21 protein-coding genes and 1 pseudogene are annotated in these 21227 nt (G+C 63.0%); 13 read left to right on the plus strand and 9 right to left on the minus strand.

What is annotated here, in order from left to right; translation table 11 throughout:
- Positions 1 to 148: 148 nt before the first annotated feature.
- From hpaD to hpaI, 5 genes are read left to right on the plus strand one after another with little or no spacing between them, the layout of a single operon-like run.
- Positions 149 to 1006 carry a 3,4-dihydroxyphenylacetate 2,3-dioxygenase gene (gene hpaD, locus OZ428_RS21810; RefSeq protein ID WP_269131259.1) on the plus strand — a complete coding sequence of 286 codons (858 nt, stop codon included), beginning with the start codon at positions 149 to 151 and terminating at the stop codon, positions 1004 to 1006.
- 15 nt (positions 1007 to 1021) lie between these two features.
- Complete coding sequence (locus OZ428_RS21815) at positions 1022 to 1414, plus strand: 5-carboxymethyl-2-hydroxymuconate Delta-isomerase (protein WP_177076751.1); 393 nt, start codon at positions 1022 to 1024, stop codon at positions 1412 to 1414.
- A gap of 46 nt (positions 1415 to 1460) precedes the next feature.
- On the plus strand, positions 1461 to 2765 hold the full coding sequence (locus tag OZ428_RS21820) for an MFS transporter (protein WP_269131260.1): 1305 nt from the start codon (positions 1461 to 1463) through the stop codon (positions 2763 to 2765).
- A gap of 11 nt (positions 2766 to 2776) precedes the next feature.
- On the plus strand, positions 2777 to 3580 hold the full coding sequence (gene hpaH, locus OZ428_RS21825; protein ID WP_269131261.1) for a 2-oxo-hept-4-ene-1,7-dioate hydratase: 804 nt from the start codon (positions 2777 to 2779) through the stop codon (positions 3578 to 3580).
- Between the two features lie 16 nt (positions 3581 to 3596).
- Positions 3597 to 4397: a 4-hydroxy-2-oxoheptanedioate aldolase gene (gene hpaI / locus OZ428_RS21830; protein ID WP_269131262.1), complete on the plus strand. Its 801-nt coding sequence runs from the start codon at positions 3597 to 3599 to the stop codon at positions 4395 to 4397.
- Positions 4398 to 4403: 6 nt separating this feature from the next.
- Here hpaI and hpaR read toward each other — a convergent pair whose 3' ends face one another.
- Positions 4404 to 4832, minus strand: a complete 429-nt coding sequence (gene hpaR / locus OZ428_RS21835) for a homoprotocatechuate degradation operon regulator HpaR (RefSeq protein ID WP_061449003.1) — start codon at positions 4830 to 4832, stop codon at positions 4404 to 4406.
- 206 nt (positions 4833 to 5038) lie between these two features.
- Here hpaR and OZ428_RS21840 point away from each other — a divergent pair, with 206 nt between their 5' ends.
- Genes OZ428_RS21840 through OZ428_RS21860 form a run of 5 tightly spaced genes read left to right on the plus strand, consistent with a single transcriptional unit; the run spans position 5039 to position 9107 of the window.
- Positions 5039 to 6337, plus strand: coding sequence for an NAD(P)/FAD-dependent oxidoreductase (locus tag OZ428_RS21840; RefSeq protein WP_269131263.1), 1299 nt, complete (start codon positions 5039 to 5041; stop codon positions 6335 to 6337).
- 31 nt (positions 6338 to 6368) lie between these two features.
- Positions 6369 to 6734: a cupin domain-containing protein gene (locus OZ428_RS21845; protein WP_269131264.1), complete on the plus strand. Its 366-nt coding sequence runs from the start codon at positions 6369 to 6371 to the stop codon at positions 6732 to 6734.
- A 13-nt stretch (positions 6735 to 6747) separates the two neighbouring features.
- Entirely contained in the window at positions 6748 to 7569 is an 822-nt protein-coding gene (locus tag OZ428_RS21850) for a molybdenum cofactor biosynthesis F family protein (RefSeq protein ID WP_269131265.1), read from the plus strand.
- Positions 7562 to 8362 (plus strand): SDR family NAD(P)-dependent oxidoreductase, encoded by an 801-nt coding sequence (locus OZ428_RS21855; protein ID WP_269131266.1) that lies wholly within the window; start codon positions 7562 to 7564, stop codon positions 8360 to 8362. Before OZ428_RS21850 ends, OZ428_RS21855 begins: the two co-directional genes overlap by 8 nt.
- Complete coding sequence (locus OZ428_RS21860; protein WP_442964807.1) at positions 8355 to 9107, plus strand: SDR family oxidoreductase; 753 nt, start codon at positions 8355 to 8357, stop codon at positions 9105 to 9107. Before OZ428_RS21855 ends, OZ428_RS21860 begins: the two co-directional genes overlap by 8 nt.
- 5 nt (positions 9108 to 9112) lie before the next feature.
- Here the strand turns inward: OZ428_RS21860 and feaR are convergent, their stop codons facing one another.
- From feaR to OZ428_RS21875, 3 genes are all read right to left on the minus strand, one after another.
- Complete coding sequence (feaR, locus tag OZ428_RS21865) at positions 9113 to 10054, minus strand: transcriptional regulator FeaR (protein ID WP_269131268.1); 942 nt, start codon at positions 10052 to 10054, stop codon at positions 9113 to 9115.
- Positions 10055 to 10167: 113 nt separating this feature from the next.
- Positions 10168 to 10734 carry a DUF3156 family protein gene (locus OZ428_RS21870; RefSeq protein WP_269131269.1) on the minus strand — a complete coding sequence of 189 codons (567 nt, stop codon included), beginning with the start codon at positions 10732 to 10734 and terminating at the stop codon, positions 10168 to 10170.
- Positions 10697 to 12196 carry an APC family permease gene (locus OZ428_RS21875; protein WP_269131270.1) on the minus strand — a complete coding sequence of 500 codons (1500 nt, stop codon included), beginning with the start codon at positions 12194 to 12196 and terminating at the stop codon, positions 10697 to 10699. Before OZ428_RS21875 ends, OZ428_RS21870 begins: the two co-directional genes overlap by 38 nt.
- A 217-nt stretch (positions 12197 to 12413) precedes the next feature.
- Here OZ428_RS21875 and OZ428_RS21880 point away from each other — a divergent pair, with 217 nt between their 5' ends.
- Positions 12414 to 13736: a hypothetical protein gene (locus OZ428_RS21880; protein ID WP_269131271.1), complete on the plus strand. Its 1323-nt coding sequence runs from the start codon at positions 12414 to 12416 to the stop codon at positions 13734 to 13736.
- Positions 13737 to 13768: 32 nt separating this feature from the next.
- Here OZ428_RS21880 and OZ428_RS21885 read toward each other — a convergent pair.
- Positions 13769 to 14248 (minus strand): annotated as a pseudogene (locus tag OZ428_RS21885) (flavin reductase family protein); the annotation flags it as partial.
- Between the two features lie 58 nt (positions 14249 to 14306).
- The gene (locus tag OZ428_RS21890) at positions 14307 to 15476 is read right to left on the minus strand and encodes a p-hydroxyphenylacetate 3-hydroxylase oxygenase component (RefSeq protein WP_269131272.1); all 1170 of its coding nucleotides are present in this window, start codon (positions 15474 to 15476) and stop codon (positions 14307 to 14309) included.
- Positions 15477 to 15712: 236 nt separating this feature from the next.
- On the opposite strand from OZ428_RS21890, the gene OZ428_RS21895 reads away from it, so the two are divergent.
- Entirely contained in the window at positions 15713 to 17200 is a 1488-nt protein-coding gene (locus tag OZ428_RS21895; RefSeq protein ID WP_269131273.1) for an aldehyde dehydrogenase family protein, read from the plus strand.
- A 248-nt stretch (positions 17201 to 17448) separates the two neighbouring features.
- Here the strand turns inward: OZ428_RS21895 and OZ428_RS21900 are convergent, their stop codons facing one another.
- Both OZ428_RS21900 and OZ428_RS21905 read right to left on the minus strand, forming a co-directional pair.
- On the minus strand, positions 17449 to 17853 hold the full coding sequence (locus OZ428_RS21900; protein ID WP_269131274.1) for a RidA family protein: 405 nt from the start codon (positions 17851 to 17853) through the stop codon (positions 17449 to 17451).
- Positions 17854 to 17940: 87 nt separating this feature from the next.
- Positions 17941 to 19281, minus strand: coding sequence for a PQQ-dependent sugar dehydrogenase (locus OZ428_RS21905; protein ID WP_269131275.1), 1341 nt, complete (start codon positions 19279 to 19281; stop codon positions 17941 to 17943).
- Between the two features lie 545 nt (positions 19282 to 19826).
- Between OZ428_RS21905 and OZ428_RS21910 the strand changes: the two genes are divergently transcribed.
- Positions 19827 to 20276 (plus strand): Sbal_3080 family lipoprotein, encoded by a 450-nt coding sequence (locus OZ428_RS21910; RefSeq protein WP_269131276.1) that lies wholly within the window; start codon positions 19827 to 19829, stop codon positions 20274 to 20276.
- Here OZ428_RS21910 and OZ428_RS21915 read toward each other — a convergent pair.
- Positions 20251 to 21183: a pyridoxamine 5'-phosphate oxidase family protein gene (locus OZ428_RS21915; RefSeq protein WP_269131277.1), complete on the minus strand. Its 933-nt coding sequence runs from the start codon at positions 21181 to 21183 to the stop codon at positions 20251 to 20253. The genes OZ428_RS21910 and OZ428_RS21915 overlap by 26 nt on opposite strands.
- Between the last annotated feature and the right edge of the window lie 44 nt (positions 21184 to 21227).

A 21227-nucleotide genomic window follows, 5' to 3' on the forward strand; every position in this document is an offset into this window, starting at 1 on the left:
GGATGAAATTATCCCTGTGGCGAGGGAGCTTGCTCCCGTTCGGCTGCGCAGCGGCCGCCAAGAGGGCTGCTGCGCAGCCCAGCGGGAGCAAGCTCCCTCGCCACAACAGATGTAGGCCTCAAGACAACAATAATTCAGGAGAATCATCATGGGCGAAGTGGTCCTGGCGGCGAAGATCTGCCACGTACCGTCGATGTACCTGTCGGAACTGCCCGGCAAGCATCACGGCTGTCGCGAAGCGGCGATTGCCGGGCACAAGGAAATCGGCCGTCGCGCCCGCGAACTGGGCGCCGACACGGCGGTGGTGTTCGATGTGCACTGGCTGGTCAACAGTGGTTACCACGTCAACTGTGGCGAGCAGTTCCAGGGCACCTACACCAGCAACGAGCTGCCGCACTTCATCAAGAACATGGACTACGCCTACCCCGGCTGCCCCGCGCTGGGCGAGTTGATCGCCGCCGAGGCCAACGCGGCCGGCGTGCGCAGCATGGCCCATAACATCCCGAGCCTGGAGCTGGAATACGGCACGCTGGTGCCCATGCGCTACATGCACATGGGGGTGCCGGAGGATGAGAAATTCAAAGTCATTTCCATCGCCGCCTGGTGCGCATGGCATCGCCTGGAAGACAGCTTTGCATTCGGTGCCGCTGTGCGCCGGGCCATCGAAAAGAGTGACCGCAAGGTGCTGGTGTTGGCCTCCGGTTCGCTGTCCCACCGTTTTTCGGATGACCGCCAAGCCGAAGCGAATATCCACAACTGGACCCGCGAGTTCGACAAGCAGGTAGACCTGCATGTGGTGGAGATGTGGAAGCAAGGCCGCTTCAAGGAGTTCTACGCGATGCTGCCGGACTACGCCGAACACTGCTTCGGCGAAGGCAAGATGCACGACACCGCCATGCTCCTGGGGCTGCTTGGTGGGCCGGATTATGCCAAGCCCGCAGAGATCATCACGCCGCCGTTCGGCAGTTCGGGCACCGGTCAGATCAACGCGATTTTCCCGCTGTAAACCTGGGAGAAACCCATGCCGCACTTTATCGCCGAGTACACCGACAACATCGAACAACAGGCCGATTTGCCCGGCCTCTTTGAACAGGTCCACCGCGTGCTGGGAGACAGTGGCGTGTTCCCCCTCGGCGGTATCCGCAGCCGTGGCGTGCGCCTGGACGCCTGGCGCATGGCCGATGGCAAGCACGACTACGCGTTTGTGCACATGACCCTCAAGGTCGGCCACGGTCGCGACCTGGCCACGCGCCAGGCGGTGGCCGAGGCGTTGTTTGCTGTGATCACCACGCACTTCGCCGAGCTGCAGGCGCAACGCTTGCTAGCGCTGTCCTTCGAGATGGTCGAGCTGCACCCGCAGCTGAATTTCAAGCAGAACAACGTGCATGCGTTCCTGAATAACCCGACGGGATAGATCCCGTCGCTCCCTTCACGGCCTCTCAGACAAAAAGTACAACATCATGAGCACAGCCCAATCGACTGCCAGCCGCGTGCTGGCCGAGCACGACCGTACCCATCGTTCAGTGACCTGGCGCCTGATGCCGCTGTTGCTGGTGTGTTACCTGTTCGCCCACCTGGACCGCATCAACATCGGCTTCGCCAAGATGCAGATGAGCAGCGACCTGCACTTCAGCGACACGGTGTACGGCTTCGGCGCCGGGTTGTTCTTTATCGCCTATGCGCTGTTTGGCGTGCCGAGCAACCTGGCGCTGGACCGCGTCGGCCCCCGGCGCTGGATCGCCAGCCTGATGGTGGTGTGGGGCCTGCTGTCCACCGGCATGCTGTGGGTGGAGAGCGCCCGGGGTTTCTATGTGCTGCGCTTTCTGCTGGGGGTGGCCGAGGCCGGTTTTTTCCCAGGCATCCTGGTGTTTCTCAACCGCTGGTACCCGGCACGCCGCCGCGCCCAGGTCACGGCGTTGTTTGCCATTGCGGTGCCCATGGCCGGCGTGCTGGGCGGGCCGTTGTCCGGGGCGATCCTTGAACACTTCCATGATGTAGGCGGCCTGCGCGGCTGGCAGTGGATGTTCCTGATCGAGGGCCTGCCGGTGGTGCTGCTCGGGCTGGTGGTACTCAAGTGGTTGCCGGACAGTTTCGACTCGGTGAATTGGCTGACGGCTGAGCAAAAACTTCAGCTGCACACCCAACTGCGCAGTGAAGAACAGCGCAAGACCATCACCTCGTTCGGCGGCATCCTGCGTGACCCGCAGGTGTGGTTGCTGGTGGCGGTGTATTTCGCGGTGATGCTGGCGGTGAACACCCTGGCGTTCTGGATGCCCACGCTGATCCACGGCGCCGGTATCGGCCGCGACAGCCAGGTCGGCCTGCTCAGCGCCGTGCCGTACCTGGCCGGGTGTTTCTTCATGATCGGCTGCGGGCGTTCGTCCGACCGCCACCGCGAACGGCGCTGGCACCTGTGCGTGCCGCTGCTGATGGCGGCCGTCGGCATCGCCGTGGCGGGCCTGGCGCCGGACAACCCGCTGCTGGTGATGGGCGGGCTGGTGGTCGCCGGCATGGGCGCCAGCGCGGCCTTGCCGATGTTCTGGCAACTGCCGCCGGCGTTTCTCTCCAACACCACCCAGGCGGCCGGCATCGCCATGATCAGTTCGTTCGGCGGCGTCGCCGCGTTTCTTGCGCCGTACCTGATCGGCTGGATGCGCGACGCCACCCAGAGCGCCAGTCTGGCGCTGTACGTACTCGCTGCATTTATCGCCCTCGGCGGTCTGTTGGTGCTGCGCACCCACGCCGCCATCGTCAATCCCCGTTAAGGACCGTTGCCATGCTCGACTCCCAACAAATTCTTGCGGCCGCTGCCCACCTGGACCGCGCCGAACGCAGCCGCGAACAGGTGCGCCAGTTTTCCCTCGACTACCCCGGCATCACCCTTGAAGACGCCTACGCGATCCAGCGTGCCTGGGTTGCGCAAAAGATCCAGGACGGCCGCACGCTGAAGGGCCACAAGATCGGCCTCACCTCGCGGGCCATGCAGGTTTCGTCAAACATCACCGAACCGGACTACGGCGCCCTGCTCGATGACATGTTCTTCGACGAAGGCAGCGACATTCCCTTCGAACGGTTCATCGTGCCGCGGGTGGAAGTGGAGCTGGCGTTTATCCTCGGCAAACCCCTCAAGGGCCCGAACTGCACGGTGTTCGATGTGCTCGACGCCACCGAATGGGTGATCCCCGCGCTGGAGATCATCGACGCACGCATCCAGCAGGTCGACCCGCACACCCACGCGACGCGCAAGGTCTTCGACACCATCTCCGACAACGCGGCGAATGCCGGCGTGGTGCTGGGCGGCCGTGCCGTGCGTCCCACCGAGATTGACCTGCGCAAAGTGCCCGCGGTGCTATACCGCAATGGCGTGATCGAGGAGTCCGGCGTTTCCGCCGCCGTGCTCAACCACCCGGCCAAGGGCGTGGCCTGGCTGGCAAACAAACTGGCGCCCTATGACGTGACCCTGCTGCCGGGACAGATCATCCTCGGCGGCTCGTTTACGCGCCCGGTCGCGGCCCGCCCTGGCGACACCTTCCACGTCGACTACGACCTGCTCGGCTCGATTGCCTGCCGCTTTGTCTGAACCCTGGAGGATTGTCATGGACATGCCCATCAACCGCTTCAAACAACGCCTGCGCAACGGCGAGGTACAGATTGGCCTGTGGCTCGGCCTGGCCGACGCCTATTGCGCGGAATTGGCCGCCAACGCCGGTTTCGACTGGCTGCTGATCGACGGCGAACACGCGCCCAACCACCTGCAAGGCATGCTCGCCCAGTTGCAGGCCGTAGCGCCCTACCCCAGCCAGGCACTGATCCGCCCGGTGATCGGCAACAGTGCGTTGATCAAGCAACTGCTGGATATCGGCGCCCAGACCCTGCTGGTGCCCATGGTCGAAAGTGCCGCCCAGGCCCGCGAGCTGGTGCGTGCGATGCGTTATCCACCCCAAGGGATTCGGGGTGTGGGCAGTGCACTGGCGCGGGCTTCACGTTGGAACAGCATCCCTGGCTACCTCGATCTGGCGGATGAACAGATGTGCCTGCTGGTGCAGATCGAAAACCTTGAGGGCCTGGCGAACCTGGATGAGATTGCTGCCGTCGAGGGCGTAGACGGCGTGTTTATCGGCCCGGCGGATTTGAGTGCGTCGATGGGGCATCGCGGCAATCCTGGGCATCCCGAGGTGCAGGCGGCGATTGAGCACGCCATCGGGCGCATCGTGCAGTCGGGCAAGGCGGCGGGGATACTCAGTGCGGATGAAAGCCTGGCGCGGCGCTACATTGAGTTGGGCGCGACGTTTATCGCAGTCGGCGTGGACACCACGGTGTTGATGCGCGGGTTGCAGGCGCTGGCCGGGACATTCAAGGGCACGCCGGCGCCACCCCATGGCGGCGGCGTGTATTGAAGCCGCTCAACGCTTGAGGTTGATGTTCTTCAAGTCATCCAGCAGACCCAACAGGGTCTGCAACTTCTCTTCGCCCAACTGATCCTGCAAACGCTGGTAGTTGGCCTCCATGCATTGGCTCATGGACTCGAAACTCGCCTTGCCCTTGTCGGCCAATGTCACCAGCACCCGGCGCTGATCCTGCTCGGCTTTGCGCCGGTGCACCATGCCGGCGGTTTCCATGCGTACCAGCACGCCGGTCATGCTCGGCTTGAGGATGCAGGCCAGTTCCGCCAACTGGTAGATCTCCAGCTCACCGTACTGTTCAAGGATGCGGATGATCCGCCATTGCTGTTCGGTCAGGCCGTGTTCGTTCAAGGACGGACGGAAAAAACTCATCGCGGCTTCGCGGGCTTGCAACAGGGTCAGGGTCAGGGACTGGCGAGGTTTGAGCATAGGATCAGGGTCACGAAGTATTTAGTTAATAATTTAACGAAACTCTAGCATTCCCGGCCGGCGAGCGCGCTATAACTTGTCTAGCGCACCGCCCATGGCGCGCAGAATCAAAAGCCTGGGCACGCAGGATCAAGACTTCCATCCCGCCAGGGCCCCTAATGGAGGCATCCGCTTTAGAGCCTTCCTTCACCTTTTCAGGCTGCGCCATGATCAACATCGAAACCCCCACGTATTACACCGCCACCAAGAAATACAACCTCAGCTTCCCGACCCTGGAACAGGACATCGACGCCGATGTGGTGGTGATCGGCGGCGGTTTCTCCGGCATCAACACGGCCCTGGAACTGGCGGAAAAAGGCCTCACCAATATCGTCGTGCTTGAAGCGCGTTACCTGGGCTTCGGTGGCACGGGCCGCAATGGCGGGCAGATCATGGCAGGCATCGGCCATGATCTGGAGAAGATCAAGAAAGACGTCGGGGAAGACGGCCTGCGCCAGGTGTTCGAGATCAGCGACCTGGGCGCCGACATCATCAAGAGCCGCATCGCCAAGTACAACATCGACGCGGACTTCTGCCACGGCTACGGCTACATGGGCTTCAACGCCCGCCAGGAAAAAACCCTGCGCGCCTGGGAAAAGGACTTCAAGTCGATCAACAGCCAGCACGAGATCCGCTTTCTCGGCGGTTCCGACGTGCAGCAGATCATTGGTTCCAAAGCCTACAGCAGCGCCCTGCTGCACATGGGCGGTGGGCACGTGCATTCGCTGAACCTGTTGCTGGGCGAAGCCACCGCACTGGCCAGCCATGGCGTGCGGATTTTCGAGAACAGCCCGGCGTTGGAGGTCAGCTACGGCGAGCGCATCACTGTGCGCACCGGGCGCGGTTCGGTGCGCGCCAGCAAGTTGCTGTGGGCCTGTGACAGTTTCCTCAACAAGCTGGAGCCGGAGCTGCACCGTTCGACCATCAACACCTACGCGTTCCAGATGATGACCGAGCCATTGTCCGAAGAGCTGATCCAGCGCATCAGCCCGATTCGCGGGGCCTACAGCGACATCCGCCCGGTGATCGACTACTACCGCGTCACCAATGAGAACCGCCTGCTGTTCGGCGCCGCCACGCCGCTGGTGGAGCACATTCCCGGCGACCTCAAGGCGTGGAACCGCAACCTCATGCTGAAGATCTTCCCCTACCTCAAGGACGTAAAGATCGACCTGGCCTGGGGCGGCCCGATGGCGTGCAGCCCCAACCTGTTCCCGCAGATCGGCACCTTGCCGGGGCGCAGCAACGCGTTTTTCGTGCAGGGCTATTCCGGCTTCGGCGTGACCCCCAGTCACATTATCTGCAAGGTCCTGGCCGAAGGCATGAGCGAAGGCTCGGCGCGCTATGACCTGGTCAGTTCGATTCATCGCCCGACCATCCTCGGCAAGGACGCGATCCGTCCCTTGCTGCTGACGGCGGGCAAATCCTGGCACCAACTGTCCGGTTATTGGAACGGGCGCCGCTAACCCCCTTTTTTCCTCATCAGGAGCAACTGCCATGACCCTCACTACGCTCAAACACAACATCCAGCTGTCGGAACTCGATCCCTGGGGCACCGTGGCCGACCTCGGCTCGCAGATTCTCGAAGGTGAAGTGCGCGCCTTCGGCAAAATGACCTTCAGCGCGCCCACCGACCCGGTCAGCAGCGCCTATTTCGGCACCACCCAGGGCAAGTTCCGCATGGTCTACCCGTTCACCGAACAAGCCACGGTGGTGACCGGCGAAGTGCTGCTCACCGACGAATCCACTGGCCAAACCACGCGCTACAAGGCCGGTGACAGTTGGTTCGTGACCAAGGGCACGCCGGTGTTGTGGGAAGTGCTCAGCGAAAGCTTCGTCAAACACTACTTTGCCGTCGTGTAAGGGAGACGTGGCCATGACGAGTTCTTCTGACTGGATCACCGTAGGGGCGCTGGCCGACGGTTTTGCCCCGGACGCGTTCATCCTGCCCAACCTCGCCGAATTGGCGGGCCAGACGTTCACCCTGCACTTCGCCAACGGCTGGCAGATCGAGCACCGCTTCGAGCAGGACCGCCTGGCCTGGCATGCTGCCGACGGCCACTCCAGCGGCAGTGCGGCGTATCGCGCCACTTCGATCCGCCCAGGCGTGTATTTGGTGGATTTCATCAAGCATGAGGCCGGGCACAGCTGGTCGATCAGCCTGGTACTGGACACGCCGAACGCCTCATTCACGGCAGTGATCGGGCGCCTGCCGGACCCGGCCGAGACCCACGAGGGTCTTTATCACCGCGCCCTCGCCGGTAAACCGCTGACCTCGGTCGAAGTCGACTTCCTCCACGGCAGCCTCGACCGCCCATGGCAGACCGGCCTCTGCCTGCACGCGCCCACCGACGAACTGGTGGGCCTGCGCAACCGATACCGCTACAGCCCCAGCGAAGTCTACGAACACATTTACCTCAACGAGCGCTTCTACGCCTGGCAGTGCCTCAAGGGCGTGGAGCAAGGCCTGTGCGACACCGACCGCTGCCATTACTACAAGATCGCCGAGCAGCTGTACCTGTTCGTGTGGCAGGAGAAGATTGTGCCCACCCTCGGCCTGGTGCTGATCGACCTGCAGCAGCACCGCAGTGACGGCAAGATCTTCGGTTATGCGGGCGCGTCCTTCGATGCGCTGTCGAACTTCCCGATCAGCTCGTACTGCCAGGTACTCAACCGCACGGAGTATCCCGATGACTGAGCCGCGCACGGTGGTGATCACCGGCGGCGGTACAGGGATCGGCGCCGCGTGTGCCCGCCTGTATGCCCAGGAAGGCGCACGCCTGGTGTTGATCGGGCGGCGCCGTGAGCCATTGGAACAGGTGGCGCAGGACACTGGCGGCCTGATCCTGGTGGGCGATGCCGCCTGCCCGCAGACCTGGGACGGGTTTCTCCAACAGATCCGCGAGCGTTATGGACGCCTCGATGTGCTGCTGGCCTGTGCCGGCGGGCATGGCCTGGGCAGCGCGACCCAGACCAGCCCCGCCACCTGGGAAAGGGCCCTGCGCAGCAACCTGGACAGCGCGTTCTACAGCGCCCGCGCCTGCTTGCCGCTGTTGCAGGAAAGCGCGGGGAACATCGTGTTGATCGGCTCCATCGCCTCCTTGGCGGCGGGGCCTGAGGTGTGCGGCTACACCACGGCCAAGCATGCGTTGCTCGGGCTCAATCGCTCGCTGGCGCGTGACTACGGACCGCACGGTGTCAGGGTCAACGCGGTGTGCCCCGGCTGGGTGCATACGCCCATGGCCGATGCGGAGATGCAGCCGTTGATGGACGCCTATGGCGACACGCTGCAGCAGGCCTATGACCGGGTCTGCGCCGACGTGCCGCTGCGCCGTGCGGCCAGTGCCGAAGAGATCGCCAAGGTGTGTCGCTTCCTGGCGTCCAGTGATGCATCGATCATTACCGGAGCGACGTTGGTAGCAGACGGCGGTTCAAGCATTGTCGATGTACCCACCCTGGCGTTCGCTCACTTGGAGAATGACCATGCGTGACCTGGATTTCAGCGGGCAAGGGGTGCTGGTCACCGGCGGCGCTCAGGGAATCGGCCGGGGCATCGTCGAGGCGTTTGCCCTGCGTGGCGCGCAGGTGGTGATTGCTGATCGCCAGTTGGAACAGGCTCAGGCCGTGGCGACCGAGTTATGCGCGCAGGGCTATCGGGTTGAAGCAGTAGGCGTCGACCTGGCCGAAGCACAGGCGGTGTTCGAGTGCGTTCAAGGGCTGCCACAACTGGATATCCTGGTGCACAACGCCGGGTATTTTCCGCTGACGGCCTTTGAAGACATCACCCCGGACATCCTGCATCGCACGTTGGCGGTCAACCTGTCGGCGCTGTTCTGGCTGACCCAGGCTGCGTTGCCGGCGTTTCGCGAACAAGGCCGAGGCTGCGTGCTGGTGACCTCTTCGGTGACCGGCAACCGTGTCGGTTATCCGGGCCTCAGTCACTACGCGGCGTCCAAGGCCGGGGTCAACGGGTTTATCCGCAATGCGGCGCTGGAGCTGGCGCCGTTGAAGGTGCGGGTCAATGGCGTGGAACCGGGCATGATTGCCACACCGGCGATGGGTAACCTGGGTGATACGACGCTGAATGACAGCATCGCCAGCCGCGTGCCACTTGGGCGCCTGGGCGAGGCGGCGGATATCGCCGGGGCCATGCTGTTCCTCGCCTCCGACCTCGCCAGCTACATCACCGGGCAGACCCTGGTGGTGGACGGTGGGTCCACCCTGCCAGAAGTCTGACCCGCCTACGCCCCTACCGCCTGCATCCGGCTCGAACGGAAATCCTTGGGCGACACCTCGAATTGCTTCTTGAACGACCGGCTGAAATGCGCCGAATCGGTAAAACCCCACTTGTAGGCAATCGAGGTGATCGACTCGCTGCGCAGGAACGGGTTGGTCAAGTCATCCGCACTGCGTTTGAGTCGCGCGCGCTGGATGTAGCGGCAGACGCTGTCGTCCTGCTCTTCGAACAGACGGTACAGGTGGCGCACTGAAATGTTCAGCCGATTGGCCAGGCCGATCGGGCTGAGGCCGGGCTGGCTCAGGGATTCATCGATAACCTTCTGCACATAGCTGCGCAGGTTGTTGCCCTGCAACAGTGCCAAGCCTTCGCGGCATTCGTCGCCCTGCTCCAGCGCCGAGCCGAGCAGCGACACGAAAGCGCTTTGCAGCGCCTCCACTTCACCTGCGCCGTCTTCGGTGTCGTCCTTGCAGAGTTGGTCCATCAGTACATGCAGCATGCGTCCGCAGGCCTTGGTCGAGGAGATCTTGCCGAAGGCGCGCGCGTCGCCGCCCAGGTGCTTGCACACTTGCGGGCGTGACAGGGACAGCGAGGCGTGTTCGATGAGGCCAAAGGGGGTGATTTCGATGGAGCCTACCGAGTCCATCAGCAGCATCTCGCCGGGGGCCAGTTGCAGGGTCTGGCCGTTCTGTACGATCTGTGAGTAGCCGCTGCGCTGGCTGACGAGGAAGCAATCCTGGTCGTTGTCGTGGTCGGCGTGGTGCGCCGGGCGTTTGATCAGCCCGGCATTGGTGCGCAGGATCGCGACGCCGCGTGGCAGGTCTTTGATCTCGCCGATGAACAACGAGCGGTTGAATGCCAGTTCGGTGTCGAAGTAACCGCACGCGGCGCGTAGGTCGCGGGTCCAGGTGTCCAGCCCGTCGTGGGCATGCTGTGGGATGCTCATGGGGTGTCTCCGCAATGGATTCTTTTTGTTGTTCTGGTGCAATAGTTAACATGTTATCTATATGCACGCAACAACAACCTGTTTGCCCTTTGCAGAAGCACTAATGATGCCAATCAGAGGTTCGACAACACGCGATTCAATCCGGCCAGCGCCGCGAGCAAGTGACTGCGTTGCGCAGGACTCAAGGCGATGTAGCGTCGAAAGGCCGGTAACCGATTGACCACTTCACTGCCGCCCATATGCTCCAGGCGCACACACCATTGCTGACCTTGCAGCTCGATGCGCAGGCGCTTGAAATCCAGCGGCATCAGCGCCTGGAACACCCCGTCGTCCGCGATCAGGCGCGCCTGCAACTCACGCCCCAATGCCTGATTGCCGGAGCGGCGCCGTACACGAATGCCAGTGCGTCGAATCGCGCCACCATGGTGCACTTCGAAGCTCGCGGTGCCTTCTGTCGCAGCAGGCACACGCAGAACAAACTCAGTCAGCACCAGGTGCATCAACAACTGCGACTCGGTGCGTTCGACAATCCCGAACGCCACGCCGTCCACTTCAAGTGTCGCCAACCCGAGGTTGCGCCGCAGGTGCGCCAGGGTCACTCCCGGTCGATAGCCTGCCGGCGCGCGATCGGCGCGAAACAGTTCAAACAGTCTTTGCCGCAAAGTCGCCATAACGCTCATTGGCCAGCTCCGGTTGATGACTGAATTCCTTTGCCAATACGTCCTCCACGGCGGCCGGTTTGAAGGGGTTGACCTTCTGCACCACCAGGGTCCAGAACAGCGCGTACGCGGCGGTGCCGCCCAACATCACACCGAACGGCACGTAGATGTCCGCCGGGTTCATGCCCGGCGGCGTGATGAACCACATGCCGAGCAGGATGCCGATGCTCGACACGATCTGTGGCAGTGGGAACCACGGCGAGCGATACGCCCGTGGCAGGTCCGGCCGACGGATGCGCAGGCTCACCACCGAGATCGTCACCAGCAGGTAGGCAAAGCTCCACGCGCACACCGCCGCCAGCACCAGGTGCATGATGTTGTCAGTGTTGCCGCCCAGGTACAGCGCGTGCAGGCAGGGAATCAGCATCGCCACCAGGATGCACAGCAGCGGTGTCTTGAAGCGTGGGTGCAGGTAGGTGAAAACTTTGGGCAGCGCGCCATCCACCGCCATGCCGTAGAGAATGCGTGGCACGCCGGCCATCAAGGTGTTGATGGTGGCCGCGCCGGCAAACAGGAAGCCGATGCCCAGCCACAGCGGGCCGATTTGGCCCATCACCTGCTCGGCGAATTTGGGGATGGCCATGGGTGTGTCCAGCAGGTGCACGCCGGAGGCGGCATCGAGTACCACGTTTTCGACTTGGCGTTTCATCGCTGCGCCGTAGATGAACATGCACGTGGCCACCCCCATCAGCCCGAGCATCATGGCGCGCGGCATGACCTTGGCCGATTGGCGCAGGTCTGGCGCCAGCGGTGTGACGAATTCGCAGCCGACGAACATGAACATCGCCATGCCCACCAACGACAGCACGGTGATCAGGTCGGTGCCCACCAGCGACTCACCGAACCAGCCGTCCAACTGCACGGCGGGCGCGGCGATCAGGCCCAGCACGCCGAACACCATCAAGGTCGTCCACATGCCGAAGGTGAGGATGATTTCCGCTCGGCCAAATGCGCTGACGCCAAACGCGTTCAGCACACCAAAGACGATCACAAAGCCGACGCCGAGCAACCACGAACCACCGGCCGATTCCGCCAAGGTGTTGAGGTGCTCGAAGTTCACCAGGGCCATGACCCCGGACAGGATGGTTTCGGCAGTGCCGGCGAACACATGCACGATCAGGTAGGCCGACAAGGTGCCGGTGATCGCGAAAAACCGCCCCATGCCGCAGTTGATGTAGTCGTACACCGAGCCGGTGGTGGGCAGGATCGAGGCGGCCTCGGCGAAGGTGGTGGCCTGGGCGAGCATCATCACCACGGCGATCAGCATCGCCAGGGCGAACGCACTGCCGCCGATGCCAAAGCCCATGGTGGCGGTGAGGATCACCGGGCTGGCCATGATCAGGCCAATGGTGCTGGCCAAGGCGGTGGGAAAACCTACCGTGCCCCGGTTGAGGTGCGCGGTGAGTCGGTCGTTGATCGACATGATGGGGTCCTCGAAAGCGGTTTTTTTTAATGTGTCAGCACTCTGCGCCCCACTCACGTTGATCGTCTTGCCCCTGTCTGCCGCCGGTTTTGTTGCTCCCTGCCACAGCGTAGGGCGTGGCGGCCTGGGTCAATTCCCTGGCACGCAGAGAAAAGACTTCGCCCCCCGCGCTCGCCCTAATGCGCCCTCACTCTTAACCAAGATGGGGACAATAACAATGGAGCACACACTGAAAAATCGTCACCTGCGCCAGGCGGTCGGCCTGGGCATTGCGCTGCTGATGGGCCAGGCCCAGGCCATCGAGTTGTATGCCGATGCCGACACCACGGTCACCGGCAACTTCCTCGCCGTATACGGGATGTTCAACAGCCCGAAGAACTACGATGGGCGCAGCGGCGGTTCCACCTGGCGCGAGGCGTTTATCAAGTACGGCGTGAGCGTGGACCAGCGCTTCGGCGCCTTGGGCAGCGTGTATGGCACGGCCAACCTGGTGAGTTCCGGCACTTGGGGCGATGGCGATGCATCCGGGGTCACCACCGGCAAGGAACGCACCACCAAGTTTGACGAAGCTTTTGCCGGCTGGCGCTCCGGCGATCTGTTCCCGGCTTTGGGCAAGGACGGCGTGGACCTGTCGTTCGGCCGCCAAATCATCATGCTGGGCGACGGTTTCCTGATCAATGATGACGGCCCCAACCTCGGCAAGGGCGTGGGCGATGGGGAATTCAACCGTGGCGGCGCCTACTACATCGCCGCGCGTCATGCGTTCGACAAGACCGCCGTGATCCGCCTGGGCGGCAAGGACGGCGTGCATGGCAGCCTGATGTGGATCAAGTCCGACAACCCCGCCCAGGCCATGACCGAAATGGCCGCCGGCACCCTGGAATACAGCGCCGCACCGGGCACCCTCGGGCTCACTTACATTCACGGCATCGACGTGGACGAGCGCTTCGCCAGCGACGTGCAGCGCCAACGCAAGGGCATGAACCTCTACAGCCTGCGCGGCGCCGGCAATGCCGGCATCGACAACGCGCACTTCGCCTTTGAACTGGCCCGCCAGGATCGCCGCGACAGCCAGCAGAACGCCGGTTACGCCGAAGCCGGCTACACCTTCAGCGACCTGCCCTGGTCGCCGGACCTGACCTACCGCTACGCGCGCTATTCAAAGAACTGGGACGCAATGTTCGCAGGCTTCAACCGGGGCTACGGCACCTGGGTGCAAGGTGAAGTGGCGGGCAACTACTCGGGCCCCTACAACACCAACACCTCAGTGCAGCACGTGGGCTTCAAGGTCAAACCGCTGGAAAACCTTACCCTCGGCGCGTTGTTCTTCGACTACAACACGGTCAGCACCCGTGGCCAACTCAACCTGGATGGCCGCGAGCTGGACCTGTACGCCGAGTGGGCGGTGAACGAGCACCTGATCATCACGCCGCTGCTGGGCCTCTACAAGCCCAACAAGGATGCCGAGACCGGCGGCAACCAGGTCGGTGGCAACGGCACCAACGTCTACAGTCAGTTGGTGGTCGCCGTGCCGTTCTGAACCGTCTCGGGCGCGCACGGACGCAGCGCCTGGACCTCGGCATAAGCGCCCTGGTGATACAGCAGTGGCGCACGCCCGAAGTCATCAAAGGCCACCACCTTGCCGATCATGATCCAGTGGTCGCCGCCGTCCACCTGCTGGTATTTCTCGCAGTGGAACCGCGCCGAGCAATCGGCGAATACCGGCGAGCCACCCTCCCCCGGTTCGTACTCGATCAGGGCGAAACGGTCTTCACGGGGGCGCGCAAAGTTGTTGGACAAATGCACCTGGTCAGCGGCCAGCACATTCACCGCAAAATGGCTGGCCTCTTCGAACACTTCATGGCTGTTGGAGCGTTTGTCGATGCTCCACAACACCAGCGGCGGGTCGAGGGACACCGAGTTGAAACTGTTGGCGGTCACGCCCACCTTGCGCCCGGACGCGGTGGCGGCGGTGACCACGGTTACGCCGGTGGCAAAGTTGCCCAGGGCACGGCGAAAGGCCCGTGGGTCGAAACGGCAGCTGTCAGACATGCAAGACTCCCGGGCGCCATCGGATGGACGCCCTGATTGTTGTGAGGGGAAGAAAGCGCTACACCATGCTCGGGTCCGGCTCCAGGCCCATCAGCTCACGGCCGAGGATCTGCGCGCAGACGTCGTAGTCGGTGTAGGCATGGGCACCGGTCATGTGGGAATCACGGAACAGGCGTTGCATTTCGTTGTGTTCGAACCAGGCATTGCCGCCAGCAGCTGCGAACAGCCGGTCCACGGCGTCGATGCACATTTTCGTCGCGTAAGCCTGGTTGGTGCGCCAGAACGCCAGGGTTTCGCGGCTCGGGTAGCGATGCGCGGCGCTGTGTTCCGCGTGGTCCTGCCAGGTCTTTTCGAGGAATGCGCGGGCGGCGGCCACCTGGTGGGTGGATTCGGCCAGGCGCATCAACGCAGGCGTCGCAGCGCCGACGGCGGCACCGGTATAGGCACGCACGCGGTTTTTGGTTTTTTCGCGGAACACCTCCAGCATGCGCTCGGCCACGCCGAGGCTGACGGTGGAAAACCCGCTGGCAAAATACGGGCGGTAAGGCGCGTAGAAAATCTGGCTGTCGGGATAAAGGCCGAAACCTGCGGACTTGCCTTCCATCATGTCCTTGGCTTTCTGGATCCGGTGTTCGGGCACCCAGGCGTTGTCGATGACCAGTGTCTTGGTGCCGCTGCCCTTCATTCCGGCGGCGAACCAATCGTCACGGATCTGGTAGTCACTGCGCGGCAGCACGGCGAAGCAGTAATCCTGGCCGCCTTCGGCGTTCTGCCGACGGCAGCCGACAATCGCCCAATCGCCATGGTCACAGCCGCTGCTCCAGCCCATTTCACCGCTGAAGTGCACACCGCCCTCGCCCTCCACCACCCGGCCAAACGGCGCAATACTGCTGCTGGCGGTGGCGTGCGGGTTTTCGCCCCAGATCTCCTGCTGCAACTGCGCCGAAAACAGCGCCAGTTGGTGGCTGTGGGTGCACAACAAGCTCATGGCCCAGGCGGTGCTGGCGCAACTGCCGGCAAGCAAGGCGATGCAGTCGGCGAACTCGGGCAGCGAGAGTTCCAGCCCGCCAAAGGCCTTGGGTTGAAAGGCGCGGTGCAGGCCGATGCTTTTGAGCAAGGCGATGTTTTCATCCGGCACTTGGCGCTGCTGCTCGGCTCGCGTGGCATTCGCGGCAATCAGGGGCAGGAGGGGCTTGAGGTCTTCAAGGAGCGGGTTTGGCTTTTTCATGGACGGCCCTGCTTATTATTGGAAGTCCGGCGGGCGCTCCGGGTTGAGGAACGACGCCTGATGCAGGGCCAGTATCGATGGGCGCGCGCAGGTGGAAAATGCACGTTCCGCAGGCAAGGTTGTACTTTTCATAGGCACGGCAGCCATAGGCATAAAGCCTGGCAGGCAGAGTCAAGCCATGACCCGGTGCCTTGGTTACCCTCGGGCTTTCCTTTGTGAACTGCCAGGAACCTGCCATGAGTGATATCCCGCTGCTGCCCCAAGTCGAAGCCTTTCTGCGTCGGTCCCATGGGCTGTTCATCGACGGCGTCAACGTGCGCAGCCATTCCAGCCAGACCCTGGCCGTGACCAACCCGGCCACCGGCGAGGTGATCGCCCAGGTGGCCGATGCGGACCTGGCGGATATCGACGCAGCGGTGGACTCCGCCAACCGTGGCTTCCAGTTGTGGTCCCAGGCGTTACCCGCGACACGCGGCAACGTACTGCTCAAGCTCGCGGACTTGCTGGAACGCAACCGCGAAGAACTGGCGCAGATCGAGACCTGCCAGTCCGGCAAGATCATCCAGATTGCCCGCGCGTTCGAAGTCGACCAGGCCGCGCATTTCCTGCGTTACTACGCAGGCTGGGCGACCAAGCTCAGCGGCCAGACCCTCAGCCCGTCACTGCCCTCGTTCAACGGCGAGCGTTACACCGCGTTCACCTTGCGTGAACCGGTGGGCGTGGTGGTGGGCATCGTGCCGTGGAATTTCTCCACCATGATCGCCATCTGGAAACTCGCCTCGGCGCTGGTGACCGGCTGCAGCATCATCATCAAGCCCAGCGAATTCACGCCGCTGACCCTTCTGCGCATCGCTGAACTGGCCGTCGAAGCCGGGTTGCCAGCCGGTGTGCTTAACGTGCTCACCGGCGGCGGACATGTCGGCAAAGGCCTGGTGGAACACCCTGGCACCCACAAAGTGTCCTTCACCGGCTCCGTGTCGACGGGCATCGCCGTCGGCCGCAGCGCCATGGGCGCCGGCCTCACCCGTGCGACGTTGGAACTGGGCGGCAAGAATGCCGCGGGCTTCCTGCGCGATGTGGACGTGGACAAGGCGGTGGACGGCATCATCGAGGCGGGCTTTTTGCACTCGGGACAAATCTGCGCGGCGGCCGAGCGCTTCTTTGTGCACCGCTCGCAAATGGACGCTGTACTGGACACACTCAGCCAGCGCCTCGGCCGCCTCAACATTGGCTCGCCACTGGATGAACGCACCGAATTCGGCCCGGTCACCCACCACCAGCACCAACTCAAATTGCTCGGTTACTTCAGCCAGGCCCGCGCCGAAAACAATACGATCATCCACGGTGGCACCCTGATTGACCGTCCCGGCTGCTACGTCGAACCCACGGTGATCCTGGCCAACAGCATCAACGACACCCTGCTCAACGAAGAAACCTTCGGCCCCATCGCCACCTTCCTGCCCTACGACAGCGAAGACGAACTGCTCGCCCTGATGAACAACGGCCCCTACGGCCTCAGCGCCAGCCTGTGGACCAACGACCTGGGCAAGGCCCTGCGCATGGTGCCGGCGATCCAGGCCGGCACCGTCTGGGTGAACATGCACACACTGCTCGACCCGGCGGTGCCGTTTGGCGGCAGCAGGTCGTCGGGGGTGGGACGGGAGTTTGGCAGTGCCTTTATCGAGGATTACACCGAGCTGAAGTCGGTGATGATTCGGTACTGAGGGTGCGGATTACGGGCCAGCGCTTTTTGGGTGAGGGGCTTGTTGTGGTGAGGAGGCTTTCTGTGGCGAGCGGGCTTGCCCCGCGCTGGGGCGCGAAGCGGCCCCTGGTTCGGAAGAATGCGGTGTATCAGGTAATCCTCGGCGCCTGGTTTTAGGGCCGCTTCGCGCCCCAGCGCGGGGCAAGCCCGCTCACCACAATAAGCCCGCTCACCACAGAAAGCCCACCTGCTCCACCGTCTGATGTGTACTCACGCCTGCGCAATCACCGCCTCCGCCTCGATCTCGATCAACCACTCCGGCAACGACAACCCGCTGACGATAATCCACGAGGACGGCGGCGGGTTGTGCGGAAAGCGCTGGCGCAGCGCCTGTGCGATAGGCTCCTGCTGGTCGCGGGCGGACTCGGCGATGTACAGCCGCAGCATGATCACATGGGACAGATCCCCGCCGACTTCGGCCAGCACCTTGTGGATATTGTCCAGCGCAGTGGCAGTCTGCTCGGCCATGCCTGGGCCGACCGTGCGCTCGTCCGCATCCACCCCCACCTGGCCGGACAGCATGATGCGCCGACCCTGTGGCACCTCAAGGGCCTGGCTGAAGCCGTATTGCAGGGAGTTGAATACCGTCGTGGGATTGATGACCTGTCGTTGCATGACGCTTCCTTGTTGTCGGTAGGAAAACAAGGCTAACCCAACGGCATCATTCAATCTGGCGGTTCAACATCCCGCAACATATCAAGGTCAGGGTTTGCTCTGGGTCACCCGCCACACTTTGTTCCCCACATCATCTGCCACCAGCAACGCGCCCTGCTCATCCAAGGTCACACCCACCGGCCGACCTTGCGCTTCGCCTTCTGCATTGAGAAAACCGGTGAGAAAGTCGACCGGGGTACCCGACGGTTTGCCGTCCTTGAACGGGATAAACACCACCTTGTAGCCCGCTTGCGGGTTGCGGTTCCAAGAGCCGTGTTCACCGACAAACACCCCATCGGCAAAGGCGGCCAGCATGCCGCGCGCATCGGAAAAGGTCAGGCCCAGCGGCGCGACGTGGGTGCCGAGGGCGTAGTCCGGTGCGATAGCCTGGGCCACCTTGTCCGGGCGTGGAGGTTGCACACGTACATCGACGTGACCGCCGTAGTAGCTCCACGGCCAGCCGTAGAACGCGCCGTCCTGCACCGAGGTGAGGTAATCGGGCACCAGGTCGCTGCCGATTTCGTCGCGTTCGTTGACCACCGTCCACAGCTGGGTCGAACCCGGCTTCCACGCCAGGCCGTTGGGGTTGCGCAAGCCGCTGGCGAACAGGCGCTTCTCACCGCTGGCCACGTCCAGCTCCCAGATCGCCGCACGCCCCTCCTCTGCGTCGAGGCCGTTTTCGCCGACGTTGCTGTTGGACCCCACCGTCACATACAACCGTGTGCCTTCGGGGTTGGCCAGCAGGTTTTTGGTCCAGTGGTGGTTGATGCCGGCCGGCAGGTCGGTGACCTTGACCGGAGTAGCGTCGATGTGGGTCTGGCCTGGGGTGTAAGGCACCTTGACCACCGCGTCGGCATTGGCGATATACAAGTCGTTGCCCACCAGCGCCATGCCGAACGGCGACATCAGGCCGCTCAGGAATTCGGTCCGCACTTCGGCATGCCCATCGTGGTCGGCATCGCGCAGCAAGGTGATGCGATTGGCGCTCGGTGTATCCGCGCCGACACGCCCCATCACCACCCCCATCGCCGTGCGCCGTGCCCAGGCGATCACACCCGTGCCGCCGTCGGTGGCACCTTCGGGCATGGGTGGGTGATTACTTTCAGCGACCAACACATCACCGTTGGGCAAGGTGTAGACCCAGCGCGGGTGATCGAGATTTTCGGCCAGGGCTGTGACGGTGAAACCCTGCGGCGCAGTGGGTTGCACGCCATCGGGCCAGCCCACGGCCTTGGAGACCTTGAGCGTGGGGATCAAGGACGTACTGGGTTCGGGCAGTTGCGGCGCAGGCCCGACTCCGGCTTGGAACGGTAATTTGGACGCTTCGCCACAGGCGCTGAGAACAGTCGCGGTGGCAATCAGGAGCGCAAGGCGGCTCGGTACATTCATGGTGCAAACCTCGGGGCAGAAACCTCAGGGAGTATTGCCCTATAACGCGCGGCTAACCACCGGGCGTCGCGCAATTGAATGTTAACCGGTGGGCACGAATGGCGTAGAAGGCCCTTTTTATCGGACTGAGCCGGCGGTGGTGCGGAGGGTCGAGATTGCGCAGTTGTTGGTCGATGAGGTGCTAAACCGGGAATGACCGGTGGCCTGATCAAACACGCACTTCCATCAGACAACGCAATCCCTGTGGCGAGGGAGCTTGCTCCCGCTGGACTGCGTAGCAGTCCCAATCTGTTCAAACATAGAGCTGGGGCCGCTTCGCGACCCAACGGGAGCAAGCTCCCTCGCCACAGTTACAGTGCTTGTCTGGACCGACTGGGATTAGGGCTTGCCCGCGATAGCAGTGCGGCGATCCGACAAGCCAGCTCCCCTATACATGATCCCTTGCGCCTGAAATGCTGCGCTCGCCATCAGACCTTCACTGCTATCATCAAGCCACTACTGAAGATATGGACGTCGCTATGCGCCTGATAACAGCTCCCGCTTGTTTGCTTGTCGCCTTAACCCTGGCTGGCTGCAGCATCAAGCAAACCGTCACGCCGGTTGCCTTCAGCGGCGCCCAGGCGCCTGAGATCTGCATGATCCCCGCCGAAGGCTTGCGTGCCGGGTTCAATACCACCTACACCGCGCAGTTGCGCAGCAAAGGGTTCCAGACCCGTGAGCTAAGACCCGGCACCCCTCCGGCCAGTTGCGCCCTGTCGACGACCTACATTGGTCAATGGAGCTGGGACCTGGCGCTGTACATGAGCTATGCCGATATCCAGGTGTTTGAAAATGGCCGCCAGGTGGGCAAGGCGCTGTATGACTCGACCTCGGGTGGCGCTCGAATGGGCAAGTTTATCGATGCACAAAGCAAGATCATCGAGATGACCAACCAGTTGTTCCCGAATGCCTACTATGGTCCAGGCCTGCCTACCAACTCCCCATCGCCAGACTGAACGGCGAAAACTCCGCGAACTGCCACCGCAACGCCAACGCCGCCGGGCGGCGCACCACCTGTTCCACTGTCACCGTCCACAAACGCTGGGCGCCCTCGAACAGCGCCACTTGCGGGCCGTCCAGAATCAACGTGGTGCGCCCGGTCACTTGCAGCACGTCCCCCGATTCAAAGTCGATGAACAACAACCCCGCCACCGGGTTGGCTTGCAGGTTGCCCAGGGTGGCGAAAAACAGGTTGCCGGCAAAGTCGGGGATGGTCAGTACGTTGCCTTCGACCCGCACAAAACCCGTGTTGCCGCCTCGATGAGAAACATCCACCGAACGTTGGCCGTCCAGCTCGACGTAGCTGGCGACGAACAACGTGTCGGCGTTGCGGATCAGGGTTTGGGCGGCTGCGTCCAGGTCGTTGAAGCGTTCGACCACGGTGCCGGGTTTACGGGCGATGCCATCGACCGGGCGCAGTTGGATGTACTTGGGGCAATTGCCGAAGGTGTGCACCACATCGACCGAGAAGCCGTCGTGATCGAGTGCGCCGACACGGCCGTTCATGCGGTTACGGCGCCGGGTATTGAGGTCGATGCCCAACAGGCCGACAGCTGCCCCCTCACGCAAAGCGTTGCGGGCCGGGTCGGTCGCGGACGGCAGGCTGTCGATCTGCAGGCTCTGCGGGTCCGGCGAGTGTACAAAACCGGGGGCGCCTTCGATCATCGTCGCCCAAGGGAGGCCCTGCTCGTCCACTGCACCCAGTATCAGGTAAGGCAACAAGGGGTAGAAATCGCGGTGCTGTTCCGGCAGGTGATCACGGATCACCTTCGGCCCGACCACGGCCATGCGGTCGGCCACGCCCACCGCCTCTTGTATCTGCCGTTCGCCGGCATGCCAGGGAGATTGTTCGATCAGGTTCATGGCGAGCACCTCAGGTTGGATGTGTCGATGCTGCGCCCTGCCAG

This window comes from Pseudomonas sp. GXZC (genome assembly GCF_026967615.1).
GTDB classification, from domain to species: Bacteria; Pseudomonadota; Gammaproteobacteria; order Pseudomonadales; family Pseudomonadaceae; genus Aquipseudomonas; species Aquipseudomonas azotoformans_A.

What these genes read in the sequence shown, in the direction of transcription:
- hpaD (WP_269131259.1), top strand. Translation starts at nt 149, where the DNA reads ATGGGCGAAGTGGTCCTGGCGGCGAAGATCTGCCACGTACCGTCGATG.
- OZ428_RS21815 (WP_177076751.1), top strand. Translation starts at nt 1,022, where the DNA reads ATGCCGCACTTTATCGCCGAGTACACCGACAACATCGAACAACAGGCC.
- OZ428_RS21820 (WP_269131260.1), top strand. Translation starts at nt 1,461, where the DNA reads ATGAGCACAGCCCAATCGACTGCCAGCCGCGTGCTGGCCGAGCACGAC.
- hpaH (WP_269131261.1), top strand. Translation starts at nt 2,777, where the DNA reads ATGCTCGACTCCCAACAAATTCTTGCGGCCGCTGCCCACCTGGACCGC.
- hpaI (WP_269131262.1), top strand. Translation starts at nt 3,597, where the DNA reads ATGGACATGCCCATCAACCGCTTCAAACAACGCCTGCGCAACGGCGAG.
- hpaR (WP_061449003.1), bottom strand. Translation starts at nt 4,832, where the DNA reads ATGCTCAAACCTCGCCAGTCCCTGACCCTGACCCTGTTGCAAGCCCGC.
- OZ428_RS21840 (WP_269131263.1), top strand. Translation starts at nt 5,039, where the DNA reads ATGATCAACATCGAAACCCCCACGTATTACACCGCCACCAAGAAATAC.
- OZ428_RS21845 (WP_269131264.1), top strand. Translation starts at nt 6,369, where the DNA reads ATGACCCTCACTACGCTCAAACACAACATCCAGCTGTCGGAACTCGAT.
- OZ428_RS21850 (WP_269131265.1), top strand. Translation starts at nt 6,748, where the DNA reads ATGACGAGTTCTTCTGACTGGATCACCGTAGGGGCGCTGGCCGACGGT.
- OZ428_RS21855 (WP_269131266.1), top strand. Translation starts at nt 7,562, where the DNA reads ATGACTGAGCCGCGCACGGTGGTGATCACCGGCGGCGGTACAGGGATC.
- OZ428_RS21860 (WP_442964807.1), top strand. Translation starts at nt 8,355, where the DNA reads ATGCGTGACCTGGATTTCAGCGGGCAAGGGGTGCTGGTCACCGGCGGC.
- feaR (WP_269131268.1), bottom strand. Translation starts at nt 10,054, where the DNA reads ATGAGCATCCCACAGCATGCCCACGACGGGCTGGACACCTGGACCCGC.
- OZ428_RS21870 (WP_269131269.1), bottom strand. Translation starts at nt 10,734, where the DNA reads ATGAGCGTTATGGCGACTTTGCGGCAAAGACTGTTTGAACTGTTTCGC.
- OZ428_RS21875 (WP_269131270.1), bottom strand. Translation starts at nt 12,196, where the DNA reads ATGTCGATCAACGACCGACTCACCGCGCACCTCAACCGGGGCACGGTA.
- OZ428_RS21880 (WP_269131271.1), top strand. Translation starts at nt 12,414, where the DNA reads ATGGAGCACACACTGAAAAATCGTCACCTGCGCCAGGCGGTCGGCCTG.
- OZ428_RS21890 (WP_269131272.1), bottom strand. Translation starts at nt 15,476, where the DNA reads ATGAAAAAGCCAAACCCGCTCCTTGAAGACCTCAAGCCCCTCCTGCCC.
- OZ428_RS21895 (WP_269131273.1), top strand. Translation starts at nt 15,713, where the DNA reads ATGAGTGATATCCCGCTGCTGCCCCAAGTCGAAGCCTTTCTGCGTCGG.
- OZ428_RS21900 (WP_269131274.1), bottom strand. Translation starts at nt 17,853, where the DNA reads ATGCAACGACAGGTCATCAATCCCACGACGGTATTCAACTCCCTGCAA.
- OZ428_RS21905 (WP_269131275.1), bottom strand. Translation starts at nt 19,281, where the DNA reads ATGAATGTACCGAGCCGCCTTGCGCTCCTGATTGCCACCGCGACTGTT.
- OZ428_RS21915 (WP_269131277.1), bottom strand. Translation starts at nt 21,183, where the DNA reads ATGAACCTGATCGAACAATCTCCCTGGCATGCCGGCGAACGGCAGATA.